Consider the following 21,630-nt stretch of genomic DNA (forward strand, 5'->3'; position numbering starts at 1 on the left):
ACATTAAGTGGACAAAGATAGCATAGAAACCATACAAACAGATGCGATTTATGGTATATTTAAGAAGAAATAAATTGCTGAAGGGTTTGATAAACAACATGGGTTGGTAGTCCAACCACATTAAAATAGGATCCTTCAATTTTGGTAATACCAATTTGCCCTATCCATTCTTGAATACCGTAAGCTCCCGCTTTATCAAACGGTTTACAGGTATTTATATAGTAATTAATTTCCGCTTCTGTTAACGCTTTAAATGTAACTTTAGTAACAGCATTTACAGTTTTCTGTTTTTCTGAGGTAGTAAAACAAACCGAAGTAATTACCTCATGCGTTGAATTGCTCATGGATTTAATCATATTAAAAGCATCTTCTGCATTTTTAGGTTTTCCAAGCGCTTTATTATTGTGCCAAACTATGGTGTCACTGGTAATGAGAATGTCGCTTGGATTTAATTCGGCTTTGAATGGTAAGGATTTTAACTGGGCCAAGTAATCACTGATTTCAAAATGGCTTAAACGTTCTGGGAATTCTTCTTTAATAGGTTTTAGAATAATTTCAAAATCCAAGCCTAATTCCTTAAAAAACTGCTGCCGTCTCGGAGAGCCGGAAGCAAGAATAAGTCTGAAGTTTTTTAATTGTTCGTTGAGCATTATCCAAGAAGTTTATATTTATAAATGAGCAGCGATAACATTCCGAAGAGCATGATTATTTTAAGCAAACTACTAATAAAATTATAGTCCGATTTTAGCTTAGCTTGAAACAAACGGATTATGACATAAATTAATGGCGCTATTATAAAAATTAAAAAATAACCCACAATCCATAAGTTGTGATATAGATATGTTATGACATAATAGATAACGGCAGCCAAGGGAATAAATGTTAGTGCCAACGTAACATGTGTTGCACGAGCACGACCAATAGCAATAGGTAGTGTATTCATACCAACTTTGTAGTCGCCATCAATATCTTCAATGTCTTTTACTAATTCTCGTATTAAATTAATGCAGAAAGCAAACAGGGCATAATCTAATATAATTTTAAAAAAAGTGAGTTGTGTTTCTTGATTTTGAGGTGTAATGGCTGGTAATAATTCAAATAACCCTACCATAATAATACTTAAAGCAATTAATGCCGAAATAACAATATTACCAACTAATATCATTTGCTTTAAGTAGGAAGCATAAATATATAGTAATCCAGAAACAATGACAAAAAGGGCAAAGAATCCGGAGCGGCCAACCAAATGGGATAAATAGAAACCAATTAGCACACCAACCACATTAAAGCCAATAAAAAGACTGTAAGCCGTTTTTTCAGAAATGGATTTACCAACAATTACCTTTTTGGGTTTGTTAACAGCATCTGTATCTTGATCAAAAATATCATTTATAATATTACCACCAGCCGCTAAACATAGTGTTGCTATTATAAGTAATGAAAACCCAAACCCGTTCAAAGTAATGGTTACACCAAAGGACTCCAGCAAAGCATATTTAATAAGTAATTGCACCAAGGCAATCATGAGTAAATTTTTCCAACGAATTAGTGATAAAATACTTTGCATACTTGTTTGTTAGTAGGTGATTAAAGGAGCGTTAATTTTTTAATTCTTTAAATGCGAATTAGTCATATTTGGCATCAAAATTACCTTGCCAGTTATCTTGAACTTTTAAAACTTGCTCAATTACATCGCGAACAGCACCATAACCGCCATTTTTATGCGAGATATATTTTGAAATTACTTTAATTTCAGGAACCGCATCTTGCGGACAGCAAGGCAGACCAACAAGTTTCATAACGGGGTAGTCTGGGATATCGTCACCCATATATAACACATTTTCCAATTTGATGTTGTTTTGAGACAGGTATTCGTTTAGCTGTTGGATTTTATCATGAGAGCCTAAAAACACATCCGTAATACCTAAACCTTCCAACCTAATACGAACACCTTCATTAGTGCCGCCAGAAATTATACAAATATTATAGCCCTTATTTACTGCTGTTTTTAAAGCATAGCCATCTTTAATGTTCATTTTCCGGAGCATTTCACCAGTTGTTAAAATGGTTACGGTTCCATCAGTTAAAACACCATCTACATCAAATATAAAGGTGGTAATATGTTCTAGATACTCTTTATAACTTTTAGTTTCCATAATTTATTAATGAATTATTGGGTTAATTAGTAAATGAGTTATAGCTTGAATACGCTGATAAATAAATACATAACAAGCTATTTTGTTTTGTTTTTAACTACTTTTTTATTACTAACACCTTGGGTTTTTTTAATAGACGCTGTAAGTAATTTATAGATAGCTTGATGCTGTTCATTTTCAAGCAGTTTTAAATGCTTTTTAATTGTTTTTTTATCGTTGCGTTTAGCAGGACCTGTTTGTGCTAAATACGGTGAAATATTCTGTACCTTATTTGCAGTTTCCAAAATAAGCGGTTTTAAAATATCAAATTCTACACCTTCAGACTCTGTAATCTCATGAGCCACCCGATATAATTGATTGGTAAAATTATTAACAAAAACCGCGGCTAAATGTAATGTTCTACGCTGATCACTATTCACCTTATGCGTTTTACAGCCCATACTTTTACCTAGCAATTTTAACAGAGGGGCATCTTTTTTGCCTATGGTTTCAATACAAATAGGAACCGTTTCCATGGCCACAGGAACGTTTTTAGAGAATGTTTGCAATGGATAAAAAACACCACGTCGGTTTTTCTTATCTATATCGTAAACACTAACACTTCCCGAGGTATGAACCACAAATCGGTTTTCGAAAGGGAGTTGTTCGGAAATATGCGAAATAGCATCATCACTAACAGCAATTATATATATATCGGCTGGCTTTAATTCCGATAAATTATCAATGGTCTCCACGTCACTTTGAAACATGGCTAATTTCCTAATATCCCTATTATACCATTGTACAACGGAAATAGTTTCTGCCTTAATAAACGCTTTATATAGATGGGTGGCCACATTTCCTGCGCCAATAATACTTACTGAAATCATAAGGCTAAAATACACATAATTATAAATAAACTTTATGCCGTTTTAGGATTAATTTTTCATCCTTTTCTAATTGCTTTATGGTTCTGATAACGGTTTCAACGCGTAAGCCTGTTAAGTCCGAAATTTGCTGTCGTGTTAATTTTACCTCATAAAGCTCGGTGGAATTTGCTGTTTCTTTAAAATGGTTTAATAAGGTTAAAATCCGATGTTCTGGAGGATGAATAGAAAGTTCTTGAATAATTTTCGCCTTATAAATCATGCGCTTACATAAAATCTTGGTGAGTTTTAAATGCACCTTTGGGTGGTTTTCTAATAACTCAAAGAACCGATCTTTAGGCAACATATAGATACTGCAATCTGTAATGCATTGTGCGCAAGCTGGATAATTAGAGTTTTGAAACAATGGTGGTTCTCCAAATGATTTTCCAGACTCAAAAAAACCTTGAATAAACGCTTTTCCATCTTCCGAATGATTAAACATTTTAAGTTTTCCTTGTTTTATTTGAAAATAAAAAAGAGCCTCCTCGTTTTCTCTAAAAACTACCTGACCTTTAGAATAGGTTTTGAGGGTTGCTTGATATTTCTCTAAAATGGCAATTGGAATCATGGTGATATGATTTGAATCATAATTAAACAAAGATAAGTTTTAGAATTTTGTTTCAACAAAAAAACACTATTATGAAATCTTTATATCAACAAGCCATTAAGGACTTTAATGAGAACTATATTCTCTACATTCCACTAACTATTATTTTACAAAGTTGTATTGGTTCTATTGCAGCCATGTATATTTTAATGAATAGTCCTAACGAAGCGTTTAAGTTTTTTGAACTAACTTTGTGCGTAGTTTTAGCCATGGGTTATAATGCTGTAATTTTTGCACAGCCTAAAATCAAAATTATTTTCCCTATTTTATTGGCAAGTATCACTATTAATATTCTGCTGATAATAATTAATGTTTATCAATTGTCATAACGCATAACATGAAAAAAAACATAGAAACCCGAGACGATGTCTTTCTTTTAGTCTCTTCATTTTACGATAAAGTTCGTGCTGACGAATTTTTAGGTCCTTTTTTTAATCGTGTGATTACGGATTGGGATGCACATATTGACCGATTGACAACTTTCTGGGAAACGAGTTTATTTATGACTCGGAAATTAGAAAAAAAATACTACGGAAACCCGCTTGAAGTTCATGTTCAAGTAGATAAGGAAAATAACCATGCTATTACCGAACATCATTTTGGCGCTTGGTTAAATTTATGGTTTGAAACCATAGATGAACATTTTGAAGGCGAGGTGGCTGAAAATGCCAAGCGTCGTGCTAGAAAAATGGGAAGTTTTATGTATTTAAATATCTTCCAAGCTAGACCATCAACAACTTAAGCTTTTTTACACTTTGTTAATTATATCCCGATAAAACATATCTATAAAAGTCTTGGTTTATTTGCTATTATTTATAAAACAAAACCTTAAATTTGCACAATTCAATTTTTGAGTCTCAAGTTATGCTAAATAAACTCGCTAAATTTCTATTTTCAACCCGATTAACGTCTGTATTATTTATTGCTTTTGCCGCCGCTATGGCAATTGGCACCTTTATGGATGCAGGGCAAGAAACATCTCCAACACCTTATAGCCGAAACCTGATTTACAATACGTGGTGGTTTGAAGGTATAATGTTAGTGTTCATAATTAATTTTATAGGAAATATTAAAAAATACCGCTTGTGGCGTTTAAATCAGTGGGCAACGCTTACGCTGCATTTGTCCTTTATTTTAATCATTTTAGGTGCTGGAATTACCAGATATATTGGTTTTGAAGGTATGATGGCTATTCGTGAAGGCGAAACAGAAAACTCGTTTCTTACCCAAAAAACCTACATCACAGCTTATATAGATGGCGATTATATGGTGGACGGTATGGCGCAGCGAAAAATTGTTGAAGAAGAAGTAGATTTTTCACCAAGATTGGAAAATGATTTTTCTTACGCTACGGATTATAATGGTCAAGATGTAAAATTTGAATTAGAAAAATACATTGGTGGTGCCGAGTTAGATGTGGTTCCAAATGAAACAGGTGATGAGTATTTAAAAATAGTGGAAGCAGGAAATGGTGCACCACATAATCACTTTTTAAAAGTAGGTGAAACACAAAGTTTACATAACGTACTTTTTTCTTTGAATAAATACCAAGAAGGTGCTGTAAATATTACTTATAAAGATGGGGAATTAAGCATTCAATCCCCTTTTGACGGTGAGTATATGACCATGGCCACGGGACAAACGGGGTTATTGGTAAAAGATAGCATACAGCCTCTAGTTTTAAGATCGCGTTACGTTATAGGCAATATGCAAATGGTATTTCCAAAACCTGTTGTTAGAGGTGATTTTGATGTAGTACAAAAATCTCAATTATTACGTGGCGATGAAAATGGTGTGGTTTTAAAAGTTACTTCAGCAGGCGAAACAAAACGGGTTAAACTATTAGGAGGTCAAGGCTATAGTAAACCTTTTGAGCAGGTAAAAATTGGCGGATTAGATATTGCTGTAAAGTATGGTTCTAAAGTATTGGAATTACCATTTAGTATTAAATTGAATGACTTTATTGCTGATAAATACCCTGGAACCGAGAAGAGTTATTCAGCTTTTGCAAGTGAAGTAACGATAATTGATAAAGAGGAAGGCGATTTTAATTATCGCATTTTTATGAATAATATTTTAGATCATCGCGGTTATCGCTTTTTCCAAGCAGGATTTGATCCAGATGAATTAGGAACAAAATTATCAGTAAATCATGATATGTTAGGTACATGGGTGACCTACATAGGTTACATGTTATTATATTTAGGATTAATGGCTATATTATTTGATAAAAACACGCGTTTTGGCGATTTAGAAAGAAAACTAACAGCCATTAAAAATAAGAAGCGAAATAGATTAAAAACCAAAGTTGCCAGTATTTTAATGTTAGCATTCACGTTAACTAGTTTTGCGCAAGTGCACACACCTGATGATGGTCATGGTCATAATAATAGCAGACCAACCAAGGCACAAATTGATTCGGTGTTAGCTGTAAATATCACACCAAAAGAACATGCTGATAAGTTTGGCCATTTGGTGATTCAAGATATTGGTGGACGAATGATGCCTGTAAATACATTTGCGTCAGAAATGCTTCGGAAGTTAAGTAAACACGATACTTATGAAGATTTTGATGCCAATCAAGTATTCTTATCTATTCAGGAAAGTCCATTGCTTTGGTACAATGTACCTATTATATATTTAAAGCGTCAAAAAGCAGATTCTATTAGAAGTCTAATAGGCGTACCAAAAGATCAAGAGTATGTTCCTCTTGTAGATTTCTTCACCCCTGAAGGAAATTACAAATTAGCGCCTTATCTGGAAGAAGTTTACAAAGCTCAAATTCCTAATGGGCATCAAAAAGAATTTAAAGAAACTGATCAACGTGTAAATTTACTATATAACACTATAGATGGTTATGCCTTGCGTATTTTCCCGATTCCTGATGATGAAAATAATAAATGGATATCGTCTGTGGAATTTAGACGTGATGGACATCGTGAAAACATTAAAGATTCACTTTACGGAAATTTCATCAACAATGGGTTTAGCGCGTATTTAATGACATTGAATTTGGCTAAAAAATCTGGCGATTATACAAAAGTTAATGAAATTTTAGAATCTTTTACTAAAACACAGAAAAAGTATGGAAGCGATGTGATGCTTTCAGATGAAAAAGTAAAGACCGAGATTCTTTACAACCATTATGATATTTTTAAGAATTTGTTTAGCTGGTATATGTATGCGTCAGCGTTGATGTTTATTATCTTAATAGTTCAGATTTTTAGAGATAATAATAGAACCATTGCTAAAGTAGTAACCCTTTTCAAGGTTGTCATTCTTTTACTCTTTATATTACACACATTAGGTTTAGCAGTACGTTGGTATATTTCCGGCCATGCACCTTGGAGTGATTCTTACGAATCCATGATTTATGTTGCTTGGGCAACCATGTTTTTCGGATTAGCATTCGGAAAACGAAGCGATTTAACCATTGCAGCAACAGCATTTGTAACGGCCATCATATTAATGGTGGCACATTGGAATTGGATGGATCCAGCTATCGCGAACTTACAGCCAGTTTTAGATAGTTATTGGTTAATGATTCACGTGTCCATCATTGTGGCAAGTTATGGACCATTTGCACTTGGTTTAATATTAGGAATTGTAGTCTTATTTTTAATGATATTCACCACAAAAGACAATAAAGATAAATTACTAATTAATATTAAAGAATTAACCATTATTAATGAAATGGCACTCACCGTTGGTCTAGTGTTATTAACCATTGGTAACTTTTTAGGTGGTATGTGGGCCAATGAAAGTTGGGGTCGCTATTGGGGATGGGATCCAAAAGAAACGTGGGCTTTAATTAGTATTATGGTTTACGCCTTTGTTATTCACATGCGTTTAGTTCCTGGATTACGTAGTCGATTTGGATTTAATTTCGCGTCTATTATTGCGTTCTCCAGTATTATGATGACCTATTTTGGTGTGAATTTTTATCTAGCAGGTTTACATTCTTACGCAAGTGGTGATCAGATTGTAAGTGTGAAGTTTATTGCAATAGCGTTTGGTATTGTTGCGGTAATTGGATTACTAGCCTACAGAAAACATGTTAAATTTTACAAAAAATAATCTTAATTAGGTTATGAAGTTGCTAAAAGAATTCAAAGAGTTTGCCGTAAAAGGCAACATGATGGACATGGCCATCGGTATCATAATTGGTGCCGCATTTAATAAATTGGTAGATGTTTTAGTGAAACAAGTATTTCTACCACCATTGTCTTTGCTAGTTGAAGGTGTTAACCTGTCTGATAAGCGTATTATTTTGCGTCATGAAGTTTTAAACGATGCTGGTAAAACTATTGCCGATGAAGTAGCTATAGGATATGGTGCCTTTAGTGAAGCCTTTTTAGATTTCTTAATCGTAGGTTTCACTATTTTTATAATCGTAAAGTTTCTGAATAGATTGCGTAATAAATCTCAAGACCCTAAAAACAAAACCGTTTCTACGCCTAAAGATATTGAGTTACTCACTAAATTGACTGATTTAATGGAGGAACAGAATACACTAATGAAAAAATCTAAATAGGAGGTAGGTCTTATAATTTAATAAGATCCTTATCCATATTCAAATCGTCCAACATATCTTGTGTAAATTTGTAATGACCACGACGCGTGATAATTCTAAAACGATGATCTTTCATTCGCGTTAAAACATCTAAAAAACGCCATTTTGATTTTAATAAAATTTGTTCTTCAGATTTTAAGCTAATTTCAAAATAGTGCTTTCTTCCTGCTTTTTCTGCAACTATATTAGGTGTGATTGTGACATCTGAACCTTTTTTATGATATGATTTTGGAGATTCATACCCTTCCATATCGGCTTTGATGTTGTCATAACCTAAATTCTCTAAATAGGTTAAAGATTCTTTTAAAAACGCGGTGCTTTCTTGTAGTTCTGTTGAAGTCATAATCCCAAATATAGTAAAAATTTTGATGTAAATTTTTAAAAATATGTTAAAAGCCTGATAATCAATATGATATTTTATTTGTGTTCTATTTTTACTTGAATTTATAATAAGAAACGCAAAAAATGCCTAGCTCATTTTACCCTATTACGTGTAGATTATTTGTAATTTAGTTGTTCAAAAATTTAAGTTATGAAACTTTCAAAATTCGGTATTAATACCATTTGCACGCATGTTGGAGAAATTGAAGATAAACAGTTTAAAGGCGCTGTATCACCCATCTATGTTTCTACATCCTATGCGTTTGATGATGTTGATGTAAAACGCTACCCAAGGTATTTTAATACGCCCAATCAGGAACATTTATCTAAAAAAATTGCGGCATTAGAGCACACGGAATCGGCTTTAATTTTTGGTTCAGGGATGGCAGCTTTAAGTGCGCTTTTTTTAACATTTTTAAAATCTGGTGATCATTTAGTGGTTCAAAACACGTTATATGGAGGTACAAGCCATTTTATACGTGAAGAGTTTCCTAAGTTTGGAATTGAATTCACGTTTACGGACGGTTATGAGGTGGCAGATTTTGAAACTGCTATTCAACCTAATACGAAATTAATTCACATTGAAACACCTTCAAATCCGCTACTTACAATAACCGATATTAAAGGTGTTGCTAAATTAGGGAAGGCTCATAATATTCTAACCAGTATTGATAATACTTTTGCAAGTCCAATTAACCAAAACCCAATTGATTTTGGGATTGATATTATCATGCATTCCGCAACGAAATATTTAGGCGGTCATAGTGATATATTGGCGGGTGCTTTAGCCGCTTCTGATGAATTGATAGGTCAAATCTGGCATGTAGCTAAAAACTTTGGAGGAAATTTAAGCGATTATACCGTTTGGATGTTAGAACGTAGCTTGAAAACATTGGCGTTGCGTGTTAAGGCACAAACTAAAAATGCGAACAAAATTGCCAAATATTTAGAGAAGCATCCCGATGTAAAGGCCGTTTACTATCCAGGACTTAAATCCCATCCGCAATATAAATTGGCTAAAGCACAAATGCATGGATTTGGTGCTATGATGTCTTTTGAGTTACAAGACGGTCTGGAGGCATTACAATTTCAGAAACACCTTCAGCTTATTAAATCTTCCATGAGTTTAGCGGGTGTTGAGAGTACGGTTTTATCGCCCTATTTAACATCACATGGGTTATTAACACAAGAGGAACGCGATGCTATTGGTATTTGCAATCAATTAATCCGGTTTTCTGTGGGTATCGAATCAAAAAAGGATTTAGTGGCTGATATTAATCAAGCTATAAAAAAAACAAAAACTAAATAGGTATGAAACTAGATATTTTGGCCTTTGGTGCCCATCCCGACGACGTAGAGCTAGGTTGTGGTGGCACAATAGCAAAGGAAATAGCTAATGGTAAAAAAGTTGGAATAATTGATTTAACACGTGGTGAATTAGGAACTCGAGGAACCGCAGAAACACGCGATGCCGAAGCGGCTGAAGCTGGACGAATTTTAGGTATAGCTATTCGTGAAAATTTAGGCTTTGCTGATGGATTTTTTGTTAACGATAAAAGCCATCAATTAGAAATAATAAAAATGATACGGAAATACCAACCGGAAATGGTTTTATGCAATGCTATTGATGATAGACATATTGATCATGGGAAGGGGAGTGATGTGGTAAGCAATGCCTGTTTTTTGAGCGGATTACTTAAAATTGAAACCACCTTATCGGACACCAATACACCACAAAAGCCTTGGCGGCCAAAACTGGTATTTCATTATATCCAATGGAAATACCTTGAACCAGATTTTGTAGTGGATATTTCCGGATTTATGGAAAAAAAATTAGCGGCGGTTTACGCCTATAAAACCCAGTTTTTTGACCCTAAAAGTAAAGAGCCTGAAACACCTATTTCAAGCAAGAACTTTACTGATAGTGTGGACTATAGGGCACGCGATTTAGGACGAATTGTGGGTGTTAATTACGCTGAAGGTTTTACAGTAGAACGGTACCCAGCAATTAATAGTTTGTTTGATTTGAAATAATTTTTCAAAAATACTTTGCAGGAAATAGGAATTAAATTATCTTTGCAGACCTATTAAAATGGTGGTTGTAGCTCAGCTGGTTAGAGCATTGGTTTGTGGTACCAAGGGTCGCGGGTTCGAATCCCGTCTTCCACCCAAAATTATAAAGCCTTTCAGAATCTCTGAAAGGCTTTTTTTGTATATAAGGTTTGCTGTTTTTAGTGTACAACTAATTGTTTAACAGTAAATTAACGAGGTGTTTAAACATAAAAAAGCCTTTTAGTTTATGTCTAAAAGGCTTTTTTATGTTTAATTGACAAGAAGTTATTCTTTTATTTTATCAACTATAATTCTGTTTTCGCGGTTTGCTAGTTCCCACGCCGTATAAAATACCAAACGTGTTCTATTTTCTAACAAATCATAACGGATTTTGTCTGGCGTATCACTTGGTCGGTGATAATCATCATGTGTTCCATTAAAATAGAAAATAACAGGAATATTATTTTTAGCAAAGTTATAATGATCAGAGCGGTAATAAAATCTATTTGGATCATTATCATCATTGTATTTATAATCTAATTCAATGTTCATATATGTTTTATTAACTTCTTCCGAAATATCATGTAACTCTTGACTTAATTTATCACTACCAATTAAGTAAATATAGTTGTCTGCTCCTTCCGTACGTTTCGGATCTGTACGACCAATCATATCTATATTTAAATTTGCGACAGTATTTGCCAACGGAAAAATAGGATCTGTATCTGTATAGTAACGGGAACCTAAAAGTCCTTTTTCTTCAGCTGTAACGTGCAAAAATAAAATTGAACGTTTTGGTCTATGTCCATTTTTTACAGCAGTTTTAAAGGCTTCAGCAATTTCAATGATAGCAACAGTACCTGAACCATCATCATCGGCACCATTAAAAATTTCTCCATCCTCAATACCCATGTGGTCTAAATGTGCTGAAAGTACAATAACTTCATCTGGTTTTTCAGAACCTTTAATAAATGCCGCAACGTTTTCAGATATAAACTCATTGGATGCATTTATATATTCTAGATTCATTGGAACCGTTAATGTTTCTGTTTTAGTAGCTGTTTCTATAGTTGGCATGATAGCTTTCGCTAAATCTGTATTTATTAAAAAATAGAACATGTCATCTGCATTACCACGTAAAGACATTCTTCCACTAGAGCCACCAAATCGTTGCGCAGCCATGTCATAAATTTCAGGATAATAAAACAAAACTGCAGCAGCGCCACGCTCTTTAGCAGCATCACGTTTGGCCGCATATTCTTGTCTAAAATTTGACCACTTTGAACTTTCATCAGATCCGCTTATTACATAGTTGCCATCAGCTTTTTTAGGTTCACCAGATCGGATTAAAACCACTTTACCTTTAACAGCTAGATTATTGTAGCTGTTGTAATTTTCATCATCAATGCCATAATCAGCAAAAACAATATCCGTCACGGTAAGGCTTCCATTTTTAGATGTTGAAGCAGAAACGAAATCGTCTATCATTTTATAAGATTTTCCATTAACGGTTAGGTTAACTTTAGGCGCTTCCATAACTTCTAGCGGTACATCTTGAAAATAATTCCCGTCCGCTTTTGCTGCAGGAACATCCATAGTAATGTATTGTTGCTTTAAATATTCCACCGCCATTTTTTGTCCTTTTTCACCTGTAAGTCTACCTTCAAATTCATCAGAGGCATAGGTGTATAACATTTCTTTTAGCTCGGCAGATGTTATGGTATTAGCATATTCCATAGGATTAGCAATCTCGGTAGCTTTTGTAGCTGTTTGCTTTTCCTGTGTTGATCCACAACTAAATGCTAAAAGCGTAGCACTTAGAATAAAAACTGATTTTCTCATAAATTATAAGTAAGTGATGTTAATAAATAACTTTTGTGTTAAAGACAATATTACGAAATAACCTATCATTTCAAAGAAATGCGCATTTACATTTAACAAACTTTAACAAGCTATTAAATATCCTCGTTATGAATTAATTTATGTTCTTTATTAGCTAAATACCATGCCGTACTAAATATGAGTCGTGCGCGTGTAGCCAATAAATCATATTCAATTTTATCTGGTGTATCTGTAGCTTGATGATAATCGTCATGCTCACCATTGAAATAAAATATGACAGGAATATTTTCTTGAGCAAATTTATAATGATCAGACCTATAATAATAACGGTTATGATCATCTTCATCATTGTAGGTGTAGTCTAAATCTAAATGGAAATAGGTGTCATTTATTTTTTCAGAAATAAAATGAAGCTCTTTACTAATTCTGTCTGCGCCAATTACATAGAGATAGTTGGGATTGTCCTCATGTTTTTTATCTATACGACCAATCATATCAATATTTAAATCGACCATGGTTTTATTTAAGTCAAAAATAGGATTCTCTATATAGTATCTTGAGCCATATAAACCTAGCTCTTCGCCGGTTAGATGTAAAAATAAAATGCTGCGTTTTGGCATAAAACCTTCCAGTGCTGCTAATTGGAAAGCTTGGGCCATTTCCATTAAAGCTGTTGTTCCAGACCCATTATCATCAGCTCCATTAAAAATCTGATCATCTTCAATTCCTAAATGGTCCAAATGTGCAGAAATAATAACAACTTCATCGGGCTTTTCGGAGCCTTTGATGTAGGCCAAAACATTTTCTGTGGATTTGATGTTGTCCGGTAAAAAAGCCTTTGAAATCTCTTGATAATATAAAGAATCTTTTATTGGCGAATAAATGTTTTGAGATTGGTAGTATTCTTTCAGAAAATTGGCTGCTTTTTTCTGTCCAAGTTCTCCTGTTTTTCGTCCTTGAAAATCATTGGAAGCATAAGCTATAAGATGCGTTTTTAATTCGTTAGCGGTTATTGTATTAGCAAAACGCATAACGGTTGCACTATCCGTGAGTTGAATATTGTTTTTTATGTTTTCAATTTTAGTTGAATAACGAGTTGTGGCACAAGAACCAACTAATGTAAGTGCCGAAGCAATAACAAATCCTTTCATTTATAGCTATTTAGCCTATAAATAAAACAAAAAAAAAGATAATACCGAAGTATTATCTTTCTAAACTGTGGGAAATTATAATAATTATATTTATAAGTCAATATCTTCTCCATCCACATCTTCAAATTCAACACCTTCCAAATCGATATCTTCCAAATCCATATCTTCCAAATCCATATCTTCCATGTCCTCGATATCCAAATCCTCTAAAACCTCTATAGCTTCTTCTTCAGATTGTTGTTCTGTAAGTTCTAATTGTTCTGTATTACCAACTTCCGATGTATCAAAAATAGCCTTGTAAATAGAAATGGATAAAGCAATAATAGTTAGGAGGAAGGCCAATTTTATGGTGTGTTTGGGTTTGTTTTTTTTATTGGACAAATAGAAGCCAATTAAACCCAAAACAAGTGCAAGTATAGCAGGAATAAATGCCAAGTTTGAAACTGGTAGAACGGATAGAATAACAGCAAAAGCCGCTGAAATTAAACTTAAAATTATAATTAGTATTCTCATGTTATTTTAATTTTTTAATCCCGTAGCAGATTTTATTTTTAATTCACCATTACCAACGGCTATTTTAAATTTAGCGTAAACAGGTACTTTATTAGCATCCGCGGTTAACCACAATAAATTATCATTAGAGCCTTTTAAAACCGAACTATTGTTAACAGAAATTCCTAGTTTGTAACACGTTTTTTTACCAATGGCGGTATTAATCGTTTCGGTTCCTAAATACACCACTGAAATTTTAAATTCTTTATTATCAAAAATTACAGTTAAAGGAAAGTTTTTGCCTGTTGTTGCTTGCTCTAAATTTAAATTACGCATTTTGTATATAGTGGTTACAATATCATTGGTGGAGCTACCTATATTTATGCTTTTCTTTTCTTCCCAAATAGTCCCATCACCACGTCGTTTTTTCTTGATGCTTTCAACTGTATTTGTTTTATTTTTAAATTTATACTGCATTGCTTTGTAATAACCACCTTCGTTAATATCACGCTTATGTAAATAAGGTGTTAAGGTTTTAGGACTTACGTAGCTTTCGTATAAATCACGAATTTTAAAAAAATTATCCCATTTGCTATAAGTGGTTGCTGTTGTTTTTAAACGCAATAGCGTAACTTTTGATGTCTTTACAAGGCTAGTCTCCATGGTTACTTCAGCTAAATCGGTCATAATGCCAGACATGTTGTAAGCTGCAGTAAACTTTAAGCTTTCGTTCATTGAAACGGCTGTATTTTGTGAATAGCCGACAGACGCAACAAAAAGACTTAAAATGAAAAAATATTTAAACATATAATTTTTAGTTTTTAGTATAACGAAGGTAATAACATTTATTGTGCCGAAAGTAAAATGTTAGAAAAAAAGTATAATCAGATTTGGTAGAACCTAATTGTTAAAGTTTTCATAATTACATTATTATCTGAATGTTAGCGTTTTGATTTCAATATTGCCGAAAAATAATTGTGGATAAACATGAAATAATCGACAAAACGCTTGTTTTTTTCGTTTAATTGCATAAATTTGTGATATTAAACCCCAAAACCTATAACATGAAATCTAAAATTACTTTGTTTTGTTTAACCTGTCTATTAATGACAGGCATTGCATCTGGCCAGAATAAGGATGCACCTAAAAGTATTATCAGTCAAGATGTTGGTATTTCTAAATACCATGACAGAAAGGAACTGGAGCAGATGCAAAAAGGTGTTTTGTTAGGACTGTATAATGAGCGAATTGAAATTATTATTAAAATTCTACCTTATATAGCATTTGCAACAAAGCCTGGCGTTACCATGTCTACCTTTGGTATTCCAGATACGAAAGACAATAGAACTGCTTTAGATACTCAAATAGACGCTACTAGGGATTACTTTTTAAGTACTATGGATTTTCAGAATAAAATTCTACCCTATTCGGACAGATCTAATTTAATAGCGGCGATTTTGTTTTATGAAGAAACTTTAAAATCTTTACATATATATAGCGAAAATAATAGATTTTAATATAGGCTATTTTAAAGCGGTATTATAATCTAGATTGCTATTATCAAAGCAAAGCTAATTAAGCGCATATTTTCTCGAACAAATTTTCTGTTAGACAATAACTATATTATTAATAAATGTTAGTTTTTAAAACAGTATCATATTTGTAGGAAAAAACCTCAAGAACATGTTCATTTGTGCATTTTGTCGTTATTATTTGTGTTTAGTGGAATTTATTTATATGTTTGGTATATAATAAAAAGAATATTTATGATTAATAAATAACTATTTTAACTATGAAAAATTTGCCCCAACTCTTATGCATTTTTTTATTAGTGTTTTCCAATTCCTACTCCCAACAAGAGAAAGGTATTATTGGCACTGATAACTGGTTAAATTCTTGGACAGAATTTAAACCAGATTTAAATGAATATGGTGAAGCCACCGAGATTTTAACCGGAACCATTTCAGCTGATACAAAGCTTAGCAAAAAAAACACCTACATGTTGTTAGGTAATGTTTTTGTTACCAATAACGCTACTTTATTTATTGAGCCTGGAACAGTTATAATAGGAGACTTTAAATCCAGTGGTGCTTTAATTATTACTAAAGGTGCTACAATAATTGCTGATGGTTTGGAAACCGATCCTATTGTTTTTACTTCTAATAGAAGTGTGAAAAAAGCAGGCGATTGGGGAGGAATCATTATTCTAGGCGATGCACCAATTAATAAATTTGGTAATGGATCTTCCGTAAATTACGATTTTAAATCAGCCTCTTATGACCATGTTAGCTATGGTGGAGAAAATACTGAAAGCAATTCCGGTATTTTGCGCTATGTACGAATTGAATATGCTGGTAAAAAGTTAAAGAGCGGTGAGAATTTTAATGCCTTATTGTTGGCAGGTGTGGGAAGCCAAACTATTTTAGAAAATATTATGGTTAGTTTTTCAGCGGGTAATTCCTTCGATGTGTATGGCGGGCAAGTTAATATAAGTGAAGCTGTATCTTATAAATCTGAAAAAATAGATTATAACTTTAATTATGGAGCTCAAAGTAATTTATACAATTCATTAGCTGTTAGGTCATCTTACGTTTCTAGTCCAGATGGATCTAGATGCCTAAACGTGGCATCCTTTAAAGATGATAAATCAGAAATCGATTTTTCTAAAAAGCAAACTTCAGTACTTGCAACAAACCTAACATTTATCAACGCTAGTAATAATTTGAAATCTGAAATCGAATTAGGCTTGGTTAAAGAAGCTATTTTTATTGATGAGTTGGCCGAACTAGATATGAATAAAAGTGTCATCTCTGGATTTAATCCAGCTGTGCTTTTAGCAAATAAGATGAAAATTAACAGTGAAACTTTAGACAGGATAAAATTTACTGAAATGTATTTCAATAACTGTAATGGAAATATTTTCACGGAATATAAATCTAATAATGAAGATTTAGAGAGTTGGTATGGAAATAGCAGTTTCTTTAATGTGTATTCAAAAGGATTGGATTCTGAAACCTTTATTGATTTACAAAATTCTAGAAGGCCAGATTTTAGACTGCGAATAAATAAAATTATAGCATCCAATGATGATTAGAAATTTAGTTTATTTATGAATCTTCTTTAGAAGGTTCATTTTTATTAATCCTAAATTATTTTAAGCCCCTCAAACGTGCAAACACAGTGTTATATAAATCATTGTTTTTGTACCGACTACCAATAAATAAAGCGTATGGATAAAACTACTTTTGTAAAAAATTCCTTTTTTGTAATGTGTTTTTTTGTTCTAACCATAAGTCAGAACATAATGGCACAGATAGCTATAGGTGTTCCAAATATTGGATTTACCCAAGCTTGTGCAAATGAATCTTTTAATACGTTTAATGTTACCTTTAGTTTTTCTCCAGAAGCAGGATTAAATCCGTCTAATCAATTTATAATTGAGCTATCTGATGCAACTGGTAGTTTTGCTAGTGCCACAACTGTGGCTACTTCAACAGCAGGAGCCATTACAACTTCACCCGCAACTTTAAGCTTTGGTTTGCCAACTATTACATCAGGTGAATCATATAGGTTGCGCGTTAAAAGTACTGCACCGGCTGCTACAAGCTCTGGATCATCAACATTTGCCGCCTATTACAAAATTCAAGACACACCGTTTTCAATCAATAATTTAATTCCAATAGCAACTTATTGCGCTGGAGGAAGTTATGTTTTAACAATAGATAACCCTGGAACTGGAATAAACGATTCCCCATTAAATTATCCATCACTAACCTATAAATGGTACAGAACAACAGGTCCTTCAACTTCCGTTTTTGTGGCAGATGGTGAAACTTTAACCGTTAGTTCACCGGGAACATATTTTGTGGAAACTAATTATGGGACATGTACTTCAGACTCCTATTCTAATCGTGTAACAGTTTCAGAATCTACATCGGGCTCAACAATGGCGGTTCTTTCTAGTTTAGGAAATCCATTTTGCCCAAGTGGCGGACCAACCACTTTAACCACAACTGAAGGGAATGGTTACCAGTGGTTTTTAGATGGCGAAGTTATTTCTGGAGCAACTAATCAAACTTTTGAAACGACATCGTCTGGAACGTATTCTGTAAGTATTGATTTAGGGAGCTGTACAACAACTGCATTTATTGATTTAGAAAGTGACGGCTTTACAAGTAGTATTAATGTGGACGAGATAAATGTGATGGATGCTAATGATACATTATATGTAGAAGTTACAAGCTCTGCTAATAGTCCAGAATATCAGTGGTTTTTAAATAATACCCTTATTCCTGGTGCCAATGGAAACACCTATGATGCATCGGAATATGGTGATTACCAAGTTGTTATTAGCCAAACAACAGGTTGTCTAGTTTCCAATGAATTTTCATTTGTAATTGAAGCACCTATAGATCCATTCCCTAGTGTTGAAAAAATTCCAAATGTTATAAGTCCCAACGGCGATGGCATCAACGATACATGGATTATTCCAAACGAATATGTAAGTGGAACAAATACCGAAGTAATCATAATGGATTCCTACGGAAAGGTTTCTCTAAAAACCACCGATTATCAAAATAATTGGCCAGAAAACGAAATTAACTTTAATAGTGTAAACCCTGTTTATTACTACGTGATTACCACAACAGATAATAAAACAAAAAAAGGTTCAATAACCATTATAAAATAAATGAGAGCATTTTTACTAATAATAGCTTTAACCGTGTGTTCAACACAACTTTCTTTCTCTCAAGAGGACGGTGTTGTGTCGTTAGCTATTCCTGTAAGAAGTTCCTTAAAGTTTAATAGATATTTAACCAATCCAACCTTTAGTTTTGTAAGAGAACAAAACACGTATATCAATATAACCAATAAAAGAGAGTGGATTCAATTTGAAGATGCACCCGTAACGTATTTAGTAAATTATTCAGGACGTTATAGTGAAAACATGGGAGTAGGTGTTGGTTTATTTCAACAAAATCATGGTGTATTAACAACCTTTGGAGGTATTGTTAACTTGGCCTATAATGCCCAGCTACAAACAGATAGTAATTTAACTTTTGGATTGAATCTTGGTTTTTATACCAGTAGTATAAACGAAGGAAGCGTTGTTTTAAACGAACCAGACCCTTCATTAGATAATATTTCTAAAAATTCAATTTTTACCGTCAGTCCCGGAATTAATTACGGATTGGTATTTTTTGATCTAGGTGTGTCTGTAAACAACTTAGTACAATATAATTTAAAATCTTCCGAATTACTAAAAGAAGATCCACAACGAAGCATTCAGGCGCATGTTATGTATACAGGTTATATGTATAGTCGCGGTTTCTTTGATGAAAGTAAATTTTCAGCTTTAGTTAAATCCGAATTTAAAACAGATCAAATTATTTTCTCAGGTGTTGCTATGTTAATGGTTCCAAAAGGGATATGGGCGCAGCTGGGCTATAATACCGTTTATGGCGTAATGGGAGGTGTTGGTATGAATATTACGGAACAAATTTCAATAGAATATAATTACGAAAAGGCTATGGGCGATTTATCAACCTTTGGTTCATCCCATGAATTTACCTTGGCTTATAAATTTAATACGAGAAATCGATTTAAATATAGTGGTGACGATAGAGAACAAGCACTCCTTATTAAAAAACAGAAAAAACGTACGCTTGCTTCGGCTAGTAGTACATCCAAATTAGATGCTGATGCTAAAGCGGAACGAGCAGAACAAAAAGCATTGGAATTAGAAGAAAAAAGATTAGCTATAGAAGCTAGAGCTCTTGCACGTGAAGAAGCTAAAGAAGAAGCTAGAATAGAACGCGAAGCGAAAGCTGCGGCTTTGGCAGAATCTCAAGTCGAAGACGAAAACCAAGCGCAAGCAGCCGAAGCAACGGCTCAAGCACAAGCAGCCGAGGAAGCAAGATTAGCAGCCGAAGCAGCAGCCCAAGCACAAGCAGCCGAGGAAGCAAGATTAGCGGCCGAAGCAGCAGCCCAAGCGCAAGCAGCAGAAGAAGCAAGATTAGCAGCCGAAGCAACTGCTCAAGCACAAGCAGCCGAGGAAGCAAGATTAGCAGCCGAAGCAACGGCCCAAGCACAAGCAGCAGAAGAAGCAAGATTAGCAGCCGAAGCAACGGCTCAAGCACAAGCAGCCGAGGAAGCAAGATTAGCGGCCGAAGCAGCAGCCCAAGCCCAAGCAGCAGAAGAAGCAAGATTAGCAGCCGAAGCAACGGCTCAAGCACAAGCAGCAGAAGAAGCAAGATTAGCGGCCGAAGCAGCAGCCGAAGCACAAGCAGCCGAGGAAGCAAGATTAGCAGCCGAAGCAGCAGCCCAAGCCCAAGCAGCCGAGGAAGCAAGATTAGCAGCCGAAGCAGCAGCCCAAGCCCAAGCAGCAGAAGAAGCAAGATTAGCAGCCGAAGCAGCGGCTCAAGCACAAGCAGCCGAGGAAGCAAGATTAGCAGCCGAAGCAGCGGCTCAAGCACAAGTAGCCGAGGAAGCAAGATTAGCAGCCGAAGCAACTGCTCAAGCACAAGCAGCGCAATCACGGGTCATAGAAACGGATGTTGCTATAACTCAAAAAGATGATTTAGCTAAATCCATGTACGCAATTACCGAGTCAACAAAAGACTCTGAAAAAGAACAAGAAATTTTATTAGTGCGATTAAACGAAGTTGTTATTTCTAAAAATAAGGATCTGAAAGATCTTAAAGAAGAAAATGATTTAAGTGAACAAGGAATTTATATGGAACCTAAACCATTTAAGAGTATTTCAGCGGAAAACAGAGCAATGGAAGCTATCAAATCGGATTTAGATATTATAATAAATAAGCGTAACGAAGATATTAAGAATTTAGAAAATCTATATATACAACGCATCCAAAAAGGTTCAAATAAAAATGATGAAACCACTAAATATTATTTAGAAACTATTCGTGGTTTAAAAGCGGATCAAGCAGAAGCTGAACGAACCAGAGCTAGTTTAGTGTCAACATTAGAATCTATAAAATTAGCAACAGAAATTGAAAGAAAACGTCGAATTAAACGTGCGCTATACGATAATGAAAAGGATAGGTATAATAAAGATATGGCGACGCTTGAAAGAATTAAAAACAGCACCCCATTAAGTACGGTTCCTTTAACGGCAGAAGATTTTGATTCTGGTGAGAAGCAGAGCAGTAATGTGCAAATTTTAAAAGGTGTTCAGAATGTTGATAACGGTTACTATATGATAGTTGCCGTGCATAAAAATGTTAGTGAACGAGATGCTTTTTTAGAAAAAGCTATCGCTGCCGGACAATCAAACATTAATTTCTTTTTTGATGTAAATTCGAGTAAGTACTTTATTTACTATCAAAAATTTGATTATGTAGAAGAGGCTATGAGAGCCCTAGAAACTAAAGGAAATAAACCCTATAACCAAGAAATGTCTGTAGTTAAGATAGAAGATTAAAAATAGAGTGCCCCATTTGCTCTT

Annotated in this window: 20 protein-coding genes and 1 tRNA gene; 11 read left to right on the plus strand and 10 right to left on the minus strand. The window is 34.1% G+C overall.

From position 1 onward, the window contains the following. Positions 1-59 precede the first annotated feature (59 nt). From ACFPH8_RS05920 to ACFPH8_RS05940, 5 genes are all read right to left on the minus strand, one after another. On the minus strand, positions 60-650 hold the full coding sequence (locus ACFPH8_RS05920; protein WP_376859289.1) for a Maf-like protein: 591 nt from the start codon (positions 648-650) through the stop codon (positions 60-62). After that, the gene (locus ACFPH8_RS05925) at positions 650-1,567 is read right to left on the minus strand and encodes a geranylgeranylglycerol-phosphate geranylgeranyltransferase (RefSeq protein WP_376859291.1); all 918 of its coding nucleotides are present in this window, start codon (positions 1,565-1,567) and stop codon (positions 650-652) included. The genes ACFPH8_RS05920 and ACFPH8_RS05925 overlap by 1 nt, the downstream gene beginning before the upstream one ends. Positions 1,568-1,625: 58 nt before the next feature. Further along, entirely contained in the window at positions 1,626-2,156 is a 531-nt protein-coding gene (locus ACFPH8_RS05930) for a KdsC family phosphatase (RefSeq protein ID WP_376859293.1), read from the minus strand. 77 nt (positions 2,157-2,233) lie between these two features. Next, positions 2,234-3,025: a Rossmann-like and DUF2520 domain-containing protein gene (locus tag ACFPH8_RS05935; RefSeq protein WP_376859295.1), complete on the minus strand. Its 792-nt coding sequence runs from the start codon at positions 3,023-3,025 to the stop codon at positions 2,234-2,236. Between the two features lie 19 nt (positions 3,026-3,044). After that, positions 3,045-3,632, minus strand: coding sequence for a Crp/Fnr family transcriptional regulator (locus ACFPH8_RS05940; protein ID WP_248400222.1), 588 nt, complete (start codon positions 3,630-3,632; stop codon positions 3,045-3,047). A 71-nt stretch (positions 3,633-3,703) separates the two neighbouring features. On the opposite strand from ACFPH8_RS05940, the gene ACFPH8_RS05945 reads away from it, so the two are divergent. The 4 genes from ACFPH8_RS05945 to mscL all read left to right on the plus strand — a co-directional run bounded on the left by ACFPH8_RS05945 (position 3,704) and on the right by mscL (position 8,205). Next, positions 3,704-4,000: a hypothetical protein gene (locus ACFPH8_RS05945; protein WP_376859297.1), complete on the plus strand. Its 297-nt coding sequence runs from the start codon at positions 3,704-3,706 to the stop codon at positions 3,998-4,000. 8 nt (positions 4,001-4,008) lie between these two features. Continuing rightward, positions 4,009-4,413, plus strand: a complete 405-nt coding sequence (locus ACFPH8_RS05950) for a group III truncated hemoglobin (protein ID WP_248400218.1) — start codon at positions 4,009-4,011, stop codon at positions 4,411-4,413. A 122-nt stretch (positions 4,414-4,535) separates the two neighbouring features. Next, positions 4,536-7,748 carry a cytochrome c biogenesis protein gene (locus ACFPH8_RS05955; RefSeq protein ID WP_376859300.1) on the plus strand — a complete coding sequence of 1,071 codons (3,213 nt, stop codon included), beginning with the start codon at positions 4,536-4,538 and terminating at the stop codon, positions 7,746-7,748. 13 nt (positions 7,749-7,761) lie between these two features. Then, positions 7,762-8,205: a large conductance mechanosensitive channel protein MscL gene (gene mscL / locus ACFPH8_RS05960; protein ID WP_248400206.1), complete on the plus strand. Its 444-nt coding sequence runs from the start codon at positions 7,762-7,764 to the stop codon at positions 8,203-8,205. A 10-nt stretch (positions 8,206-8,215) separates the two neighbouring features. On the opposite strand, the gene ACFPH8_RS05965 is transcribed toward mscL, so the two are convergent. Beyond that, on the minus strand, positions 8,216-8,587 hold the full coding sequence (locus ACFPH8_RS05965; protein ID WP_248400204.1) for a hypothetical protein: 372 nt from the start codon (positions 8,585-8,587) through the stop codon (positions 8,216-8,218). A 189-nt stretch (positions 8,588-8,776) separates the two neighbouring features. Between ACFPH8_RS05965 and ACFPH8_RS05970 the strand changes: the two genes are divergently transcribed. The 3 genes from ACFPH8_RS05970 to ACFPH8_RS05980 all read left to right on the plus strand — a co-directional run bounded on the left by ACFPH8_RS05970 (position 8,777) and on the right by ACFPH8_RS05980 (position 10,795). Next, positions 8,777-9,934: a trans-sulfuration enzyme family protein gene (locus tag ACFPH8_RS05970; RefSeq protein WP_376859303.1), complete on the plus strand. Its 1,158-nt coding sequence runs from the start codon at positions 8,777-8,779 to the stop codon at positions 9,932-9,934. A 2-nt stretch (positions 9,935-9,936) separates the two neighbouring features. After that, on the plus strand, positions 9,937-10,659 hold the full coding sequence (bshB1, locus tag ACFPH8_RS05975; RefSeq protein WP_376859305.1) for a bacillithiol biosynthesis deacetylase BshB1: 723 nt from the start codon (positions 9,937-9,939) through the stop codon (positions 10,657-10,659). Positions 10,660-10,719: 60 nt separating this feature from the next. Continuing rightward, positions 10,720-10,795, plus strand: a tRNA-His gene (locus ACFPH8_RS05980). Positions 10,796-10,962: 167 nt separating this feature from the next. Here the strand turns inward: ACFPH8_RS05980 and ACFPH8_RS05985 are convergent. The 4 genes from ACFPH8_RS05985 to ACFPH8_RS06000 form a co-directional block, all read right to left on the minus strand. Next, positions 10,963-12,519 carry a M28 family peptidase gene (locus ACFPH8_RS05985; RefSeq protein WP_248400198.1) on the minus strand — a complete coding sequence of 519 codons (1,557 nt, stop codon included), beginning with the start codon at positions 12,517-12,519 and terminating at the stop codon, positions 10,963-10,965. Between the two features lie 113 nt (positions 12,520-12,632). Next, a complete protein-coding gene (locus ACFPH8_RS05990) occupies positions 12,633-13,670 on the minus strand; it encodes a M28 family peptidase (RefSeq protein WP_248400196.1) in 1,038 nt (345 codons plus the stop codon). Positions 13,671-13,760: 90 nt separating this feature from the next. Beyond that, entirely contained in the window at positions 13,761-14,183 is a 423-nt protein-coding gene (locus ACFPH8_RS05995) for an FUSC family protein (RefSeq protein ID WP_376859307.1), read from the minus strand. 6 nt (positions 14,184-14,189) lie between these two features. Beyond that, the gene (locus ACFPH8_RS06000) at positions 14,190-14,969 is read right to left on the minus strand and encodes a DUF3108 domain-containing protein (RefSeq protein WP_376859309.1); all 780 of its coding nucleotides are present in this window, start codon (positions 14,967-14,969) and stop codon (positions 14,190-14,192) included. Between the two features lie 257 nt (positions 14,970-15,226). Between ACFPH8_RS06000 and ACFPH8_RS06005 the strand changes: the two genes are divergently transcribed. From ACFPH8_RS06005 to ACFPH8_RS06020, 4 genes are all read left to right on the plus strand, one after another. Then, the gene (locus ACFPH8_RS06005) at positions 15,227-15,679 is read left to right on the plus strand and encodes a hypothetical protein (RefSeq protein ID WP_248400190.1); all 453 of its coding nucleotides are present in this window, start codon (positions 15,227-15,229) and stop codon (positions 15,677-15,679) included. A 275-nt stretch (positions 15,680-15,954) separates the two neighbouring features. Then, on the plus strand, positions 15,955-17,256 hold the full coding sequence (locus ACFPH8_RS06010; protein WP_376859312.1) for a hypothetical protein: 1,302 nt from the start codon (positions 15,955-15,957) through the stop codon (positions 17,254-17,256). Positions 17,257-17,466: 210 nt separating this feature from the next. Further along, the gene (locus ACFPH8_RS06015; RefSeq protein ID WP_376859314.1) at positions 17,467-18,852 is read left to right on the plus strand and encodes a T9SS type B sorting domain-containing protein; all 1,386 of its coding nucleotides are present in this window, start codon (positions 17,467-17,469) and stop codon (positions 18,850-18,852) included. Then, positions 18,853-21,606 carry a PorP/SprF family type IX secretion system membrane protein gene (locus ACFPH8_RS06020; RefSeq protein WP_376859316.1) on the plus strand — a complete coding sequence of 918 codons (2,754 nt, stop codon included), beginning with the start codon at positions 18,853-18,855 and terminating at the stop codon, positions 21,604-21,606. It abuts the gene before it with no gap. Positions 21,607-21,630 lie beyond the last annotated feature (24 nt).

The organism is Bizionia hallyeonensis (genome assembly GCF_042657385.1).
Classification (GTDB): Bacteria; Bacteroidota; Bacteroidia; order Flavobacteriales; family Flavobacteriaceae; genus Algorimicrobium; species Algorimicrobium hallyeonense.

What these genes read in the sequence shown, in the direction of transcription:
- ACFPH8_RS06015 (WP_376859314.1), top strand. Translation starts at nt 17,467, where the DNA reads ATGGCACAGATAGCTATAGGTGTTCCAAATATTGGATTTACCCAAGCT.
- ACFPH8_RS05995 (WP_376859307.1), bottom strand. Translation starts at nt 14,183, where the DNA reads ATGAGAATACTAATTATAATTTTAAGTTTAATTTCAGCGGCTTTTGCT.
- ACFPH8_RS05950 (WP_248400218.1), top strand. Translation starts at nt 4,009, where the DNA reads ATGAAAAAAAACATAGAAACCCGAGACGATGTCTTTCTTTTAGTCTCT.
- ACFPH8_RS05965 (WP_248400204.1), bottom strand. Translation starts at nt 8,587, where the DNA reads ATGACTTCAACAGAACTACAAGAAAGCACCGCGTTTTTAAAAGAATCT.
- ACFPH8_RS05930 (WP_376859293.1), bottom strand. Translation starts at nt 2,156, where the DNA reads ATGGAAACTAAAAGTTATAAAGAGTATCTAGAACATATTACCACCTTT.
- ACFPH8_RS06000 (WP_376859309.1), bottom strand. Translation starts at nt 14,969, where the DNA reads ATGTTTAAATATTTTTTCATTTTAAGTCTTTTTGTTGCGTCTGTCGGC.
- ACFPH8_RS05955 (WP_376859300.1), top strand. Translation starts at nt 4,536, where the DNA reads ATGCTAAATAAACTCGCTAAATTTCTATTTTCAACCCGATTAACGTCT.
- mscL (WP_248400206.1), top strand. Translation starts at nt 7,762, where the DNA reads ATGAAGTTGCTAAAAGAATTCAAAGAGTTTGCCGTAAAAGGCAACATG.
- ACFPH8_RS05925 (WP_376859291.1), bottom strand. Translation starts at nt 1,567, where the DNA reads ATGCAAAGTATTTTATCACTAATTCGTTGGAAAAATTTACTCATGATT.
- ACFPH8_RS05940 (WP_248400222.1), bottom strand. Translation starts at nt 3,632, where the DNA reads ATGATTCCAATTGCCATTTTAGAGAAATATCAAGCAACCCTCAAAACC.
- ACFPH8_RS06005 (WP_248400190.1), top strand. Translation starts at nt 15,227, where the DNA reads ATGAAATCTAAAATTACTTTGTTTTGTTTAACCTGTCTATTAATGACA.
- ACFPH8_RS05945 (WP_376859297.1), top strand. Translation starts at nt 3,704, where the DNA reads ATGAAATCTTTATATCAACAAGCCATTAAGGACTTTAATGAGAACTAT.
- ACFPH8_RS05935 (WP_376859295.1), bottom strand. Translation starts at nt 3,025, where the DNA reads ATGATTTCAGTAAGTATTATTGGCGCAGGAAATGTGGCCACCCATCTA.
- ACFPH8_RS05990 (WP_248400196.1), bottom strand. Translation starts at nt 13,670, where the DNA reads ATGAAAGGATTTGTTATTGCTTCGGCACTTACATTAGTTGGTTCTTGT.
- ACFPH8_RS05985 (WP_248400198.1), bottom strand. Translation starts at nt 12,519, where the DNA reads ATGAGAAAATCAGTTTTTATTCTAAGTGCTACGCTTTTAGCATTTAGT.
- ACFPH8_RS05920 (WP_376859289.1), bottom strand. Translation starts at nt 650, where the DNA reads ATGCTCAACGAACAATTAAAAAACTTCAGACTTATTCTTGCTTCCGGC.
- ACFPH8_RS06020 (WP_376859316.1), top strand. Translation starts at nt 18,853, where the DNA reads ATGAGAGCATTTTTACTAATAATAGCTTTAACCGTGTGTTCAACACAA.
- ACFPH8_RS06010 (WP_376859312.1), top strand. Translation starts at nt 15,955, where the DNA reads ATGAAAAATTTGCCCCAACTCTTATGCATTTTTTTATTAGTGTTTTCC.
- ACFPH8_RS05970 (WP_376859303.1), top strand. Translation starts at nt 8,777, where the DNA reads ATGAAACTTTCAAAATTCGGTATTAATACCATTTGCACGCATGTTGGA.
- bshB1 (WP_376859305.1), top strand. Translation starts at nt 9,937, where the DNA reads ATGAAACTAGATATTTTGGCCTTTGGTGCCCATCCCGACGACGTAGAG.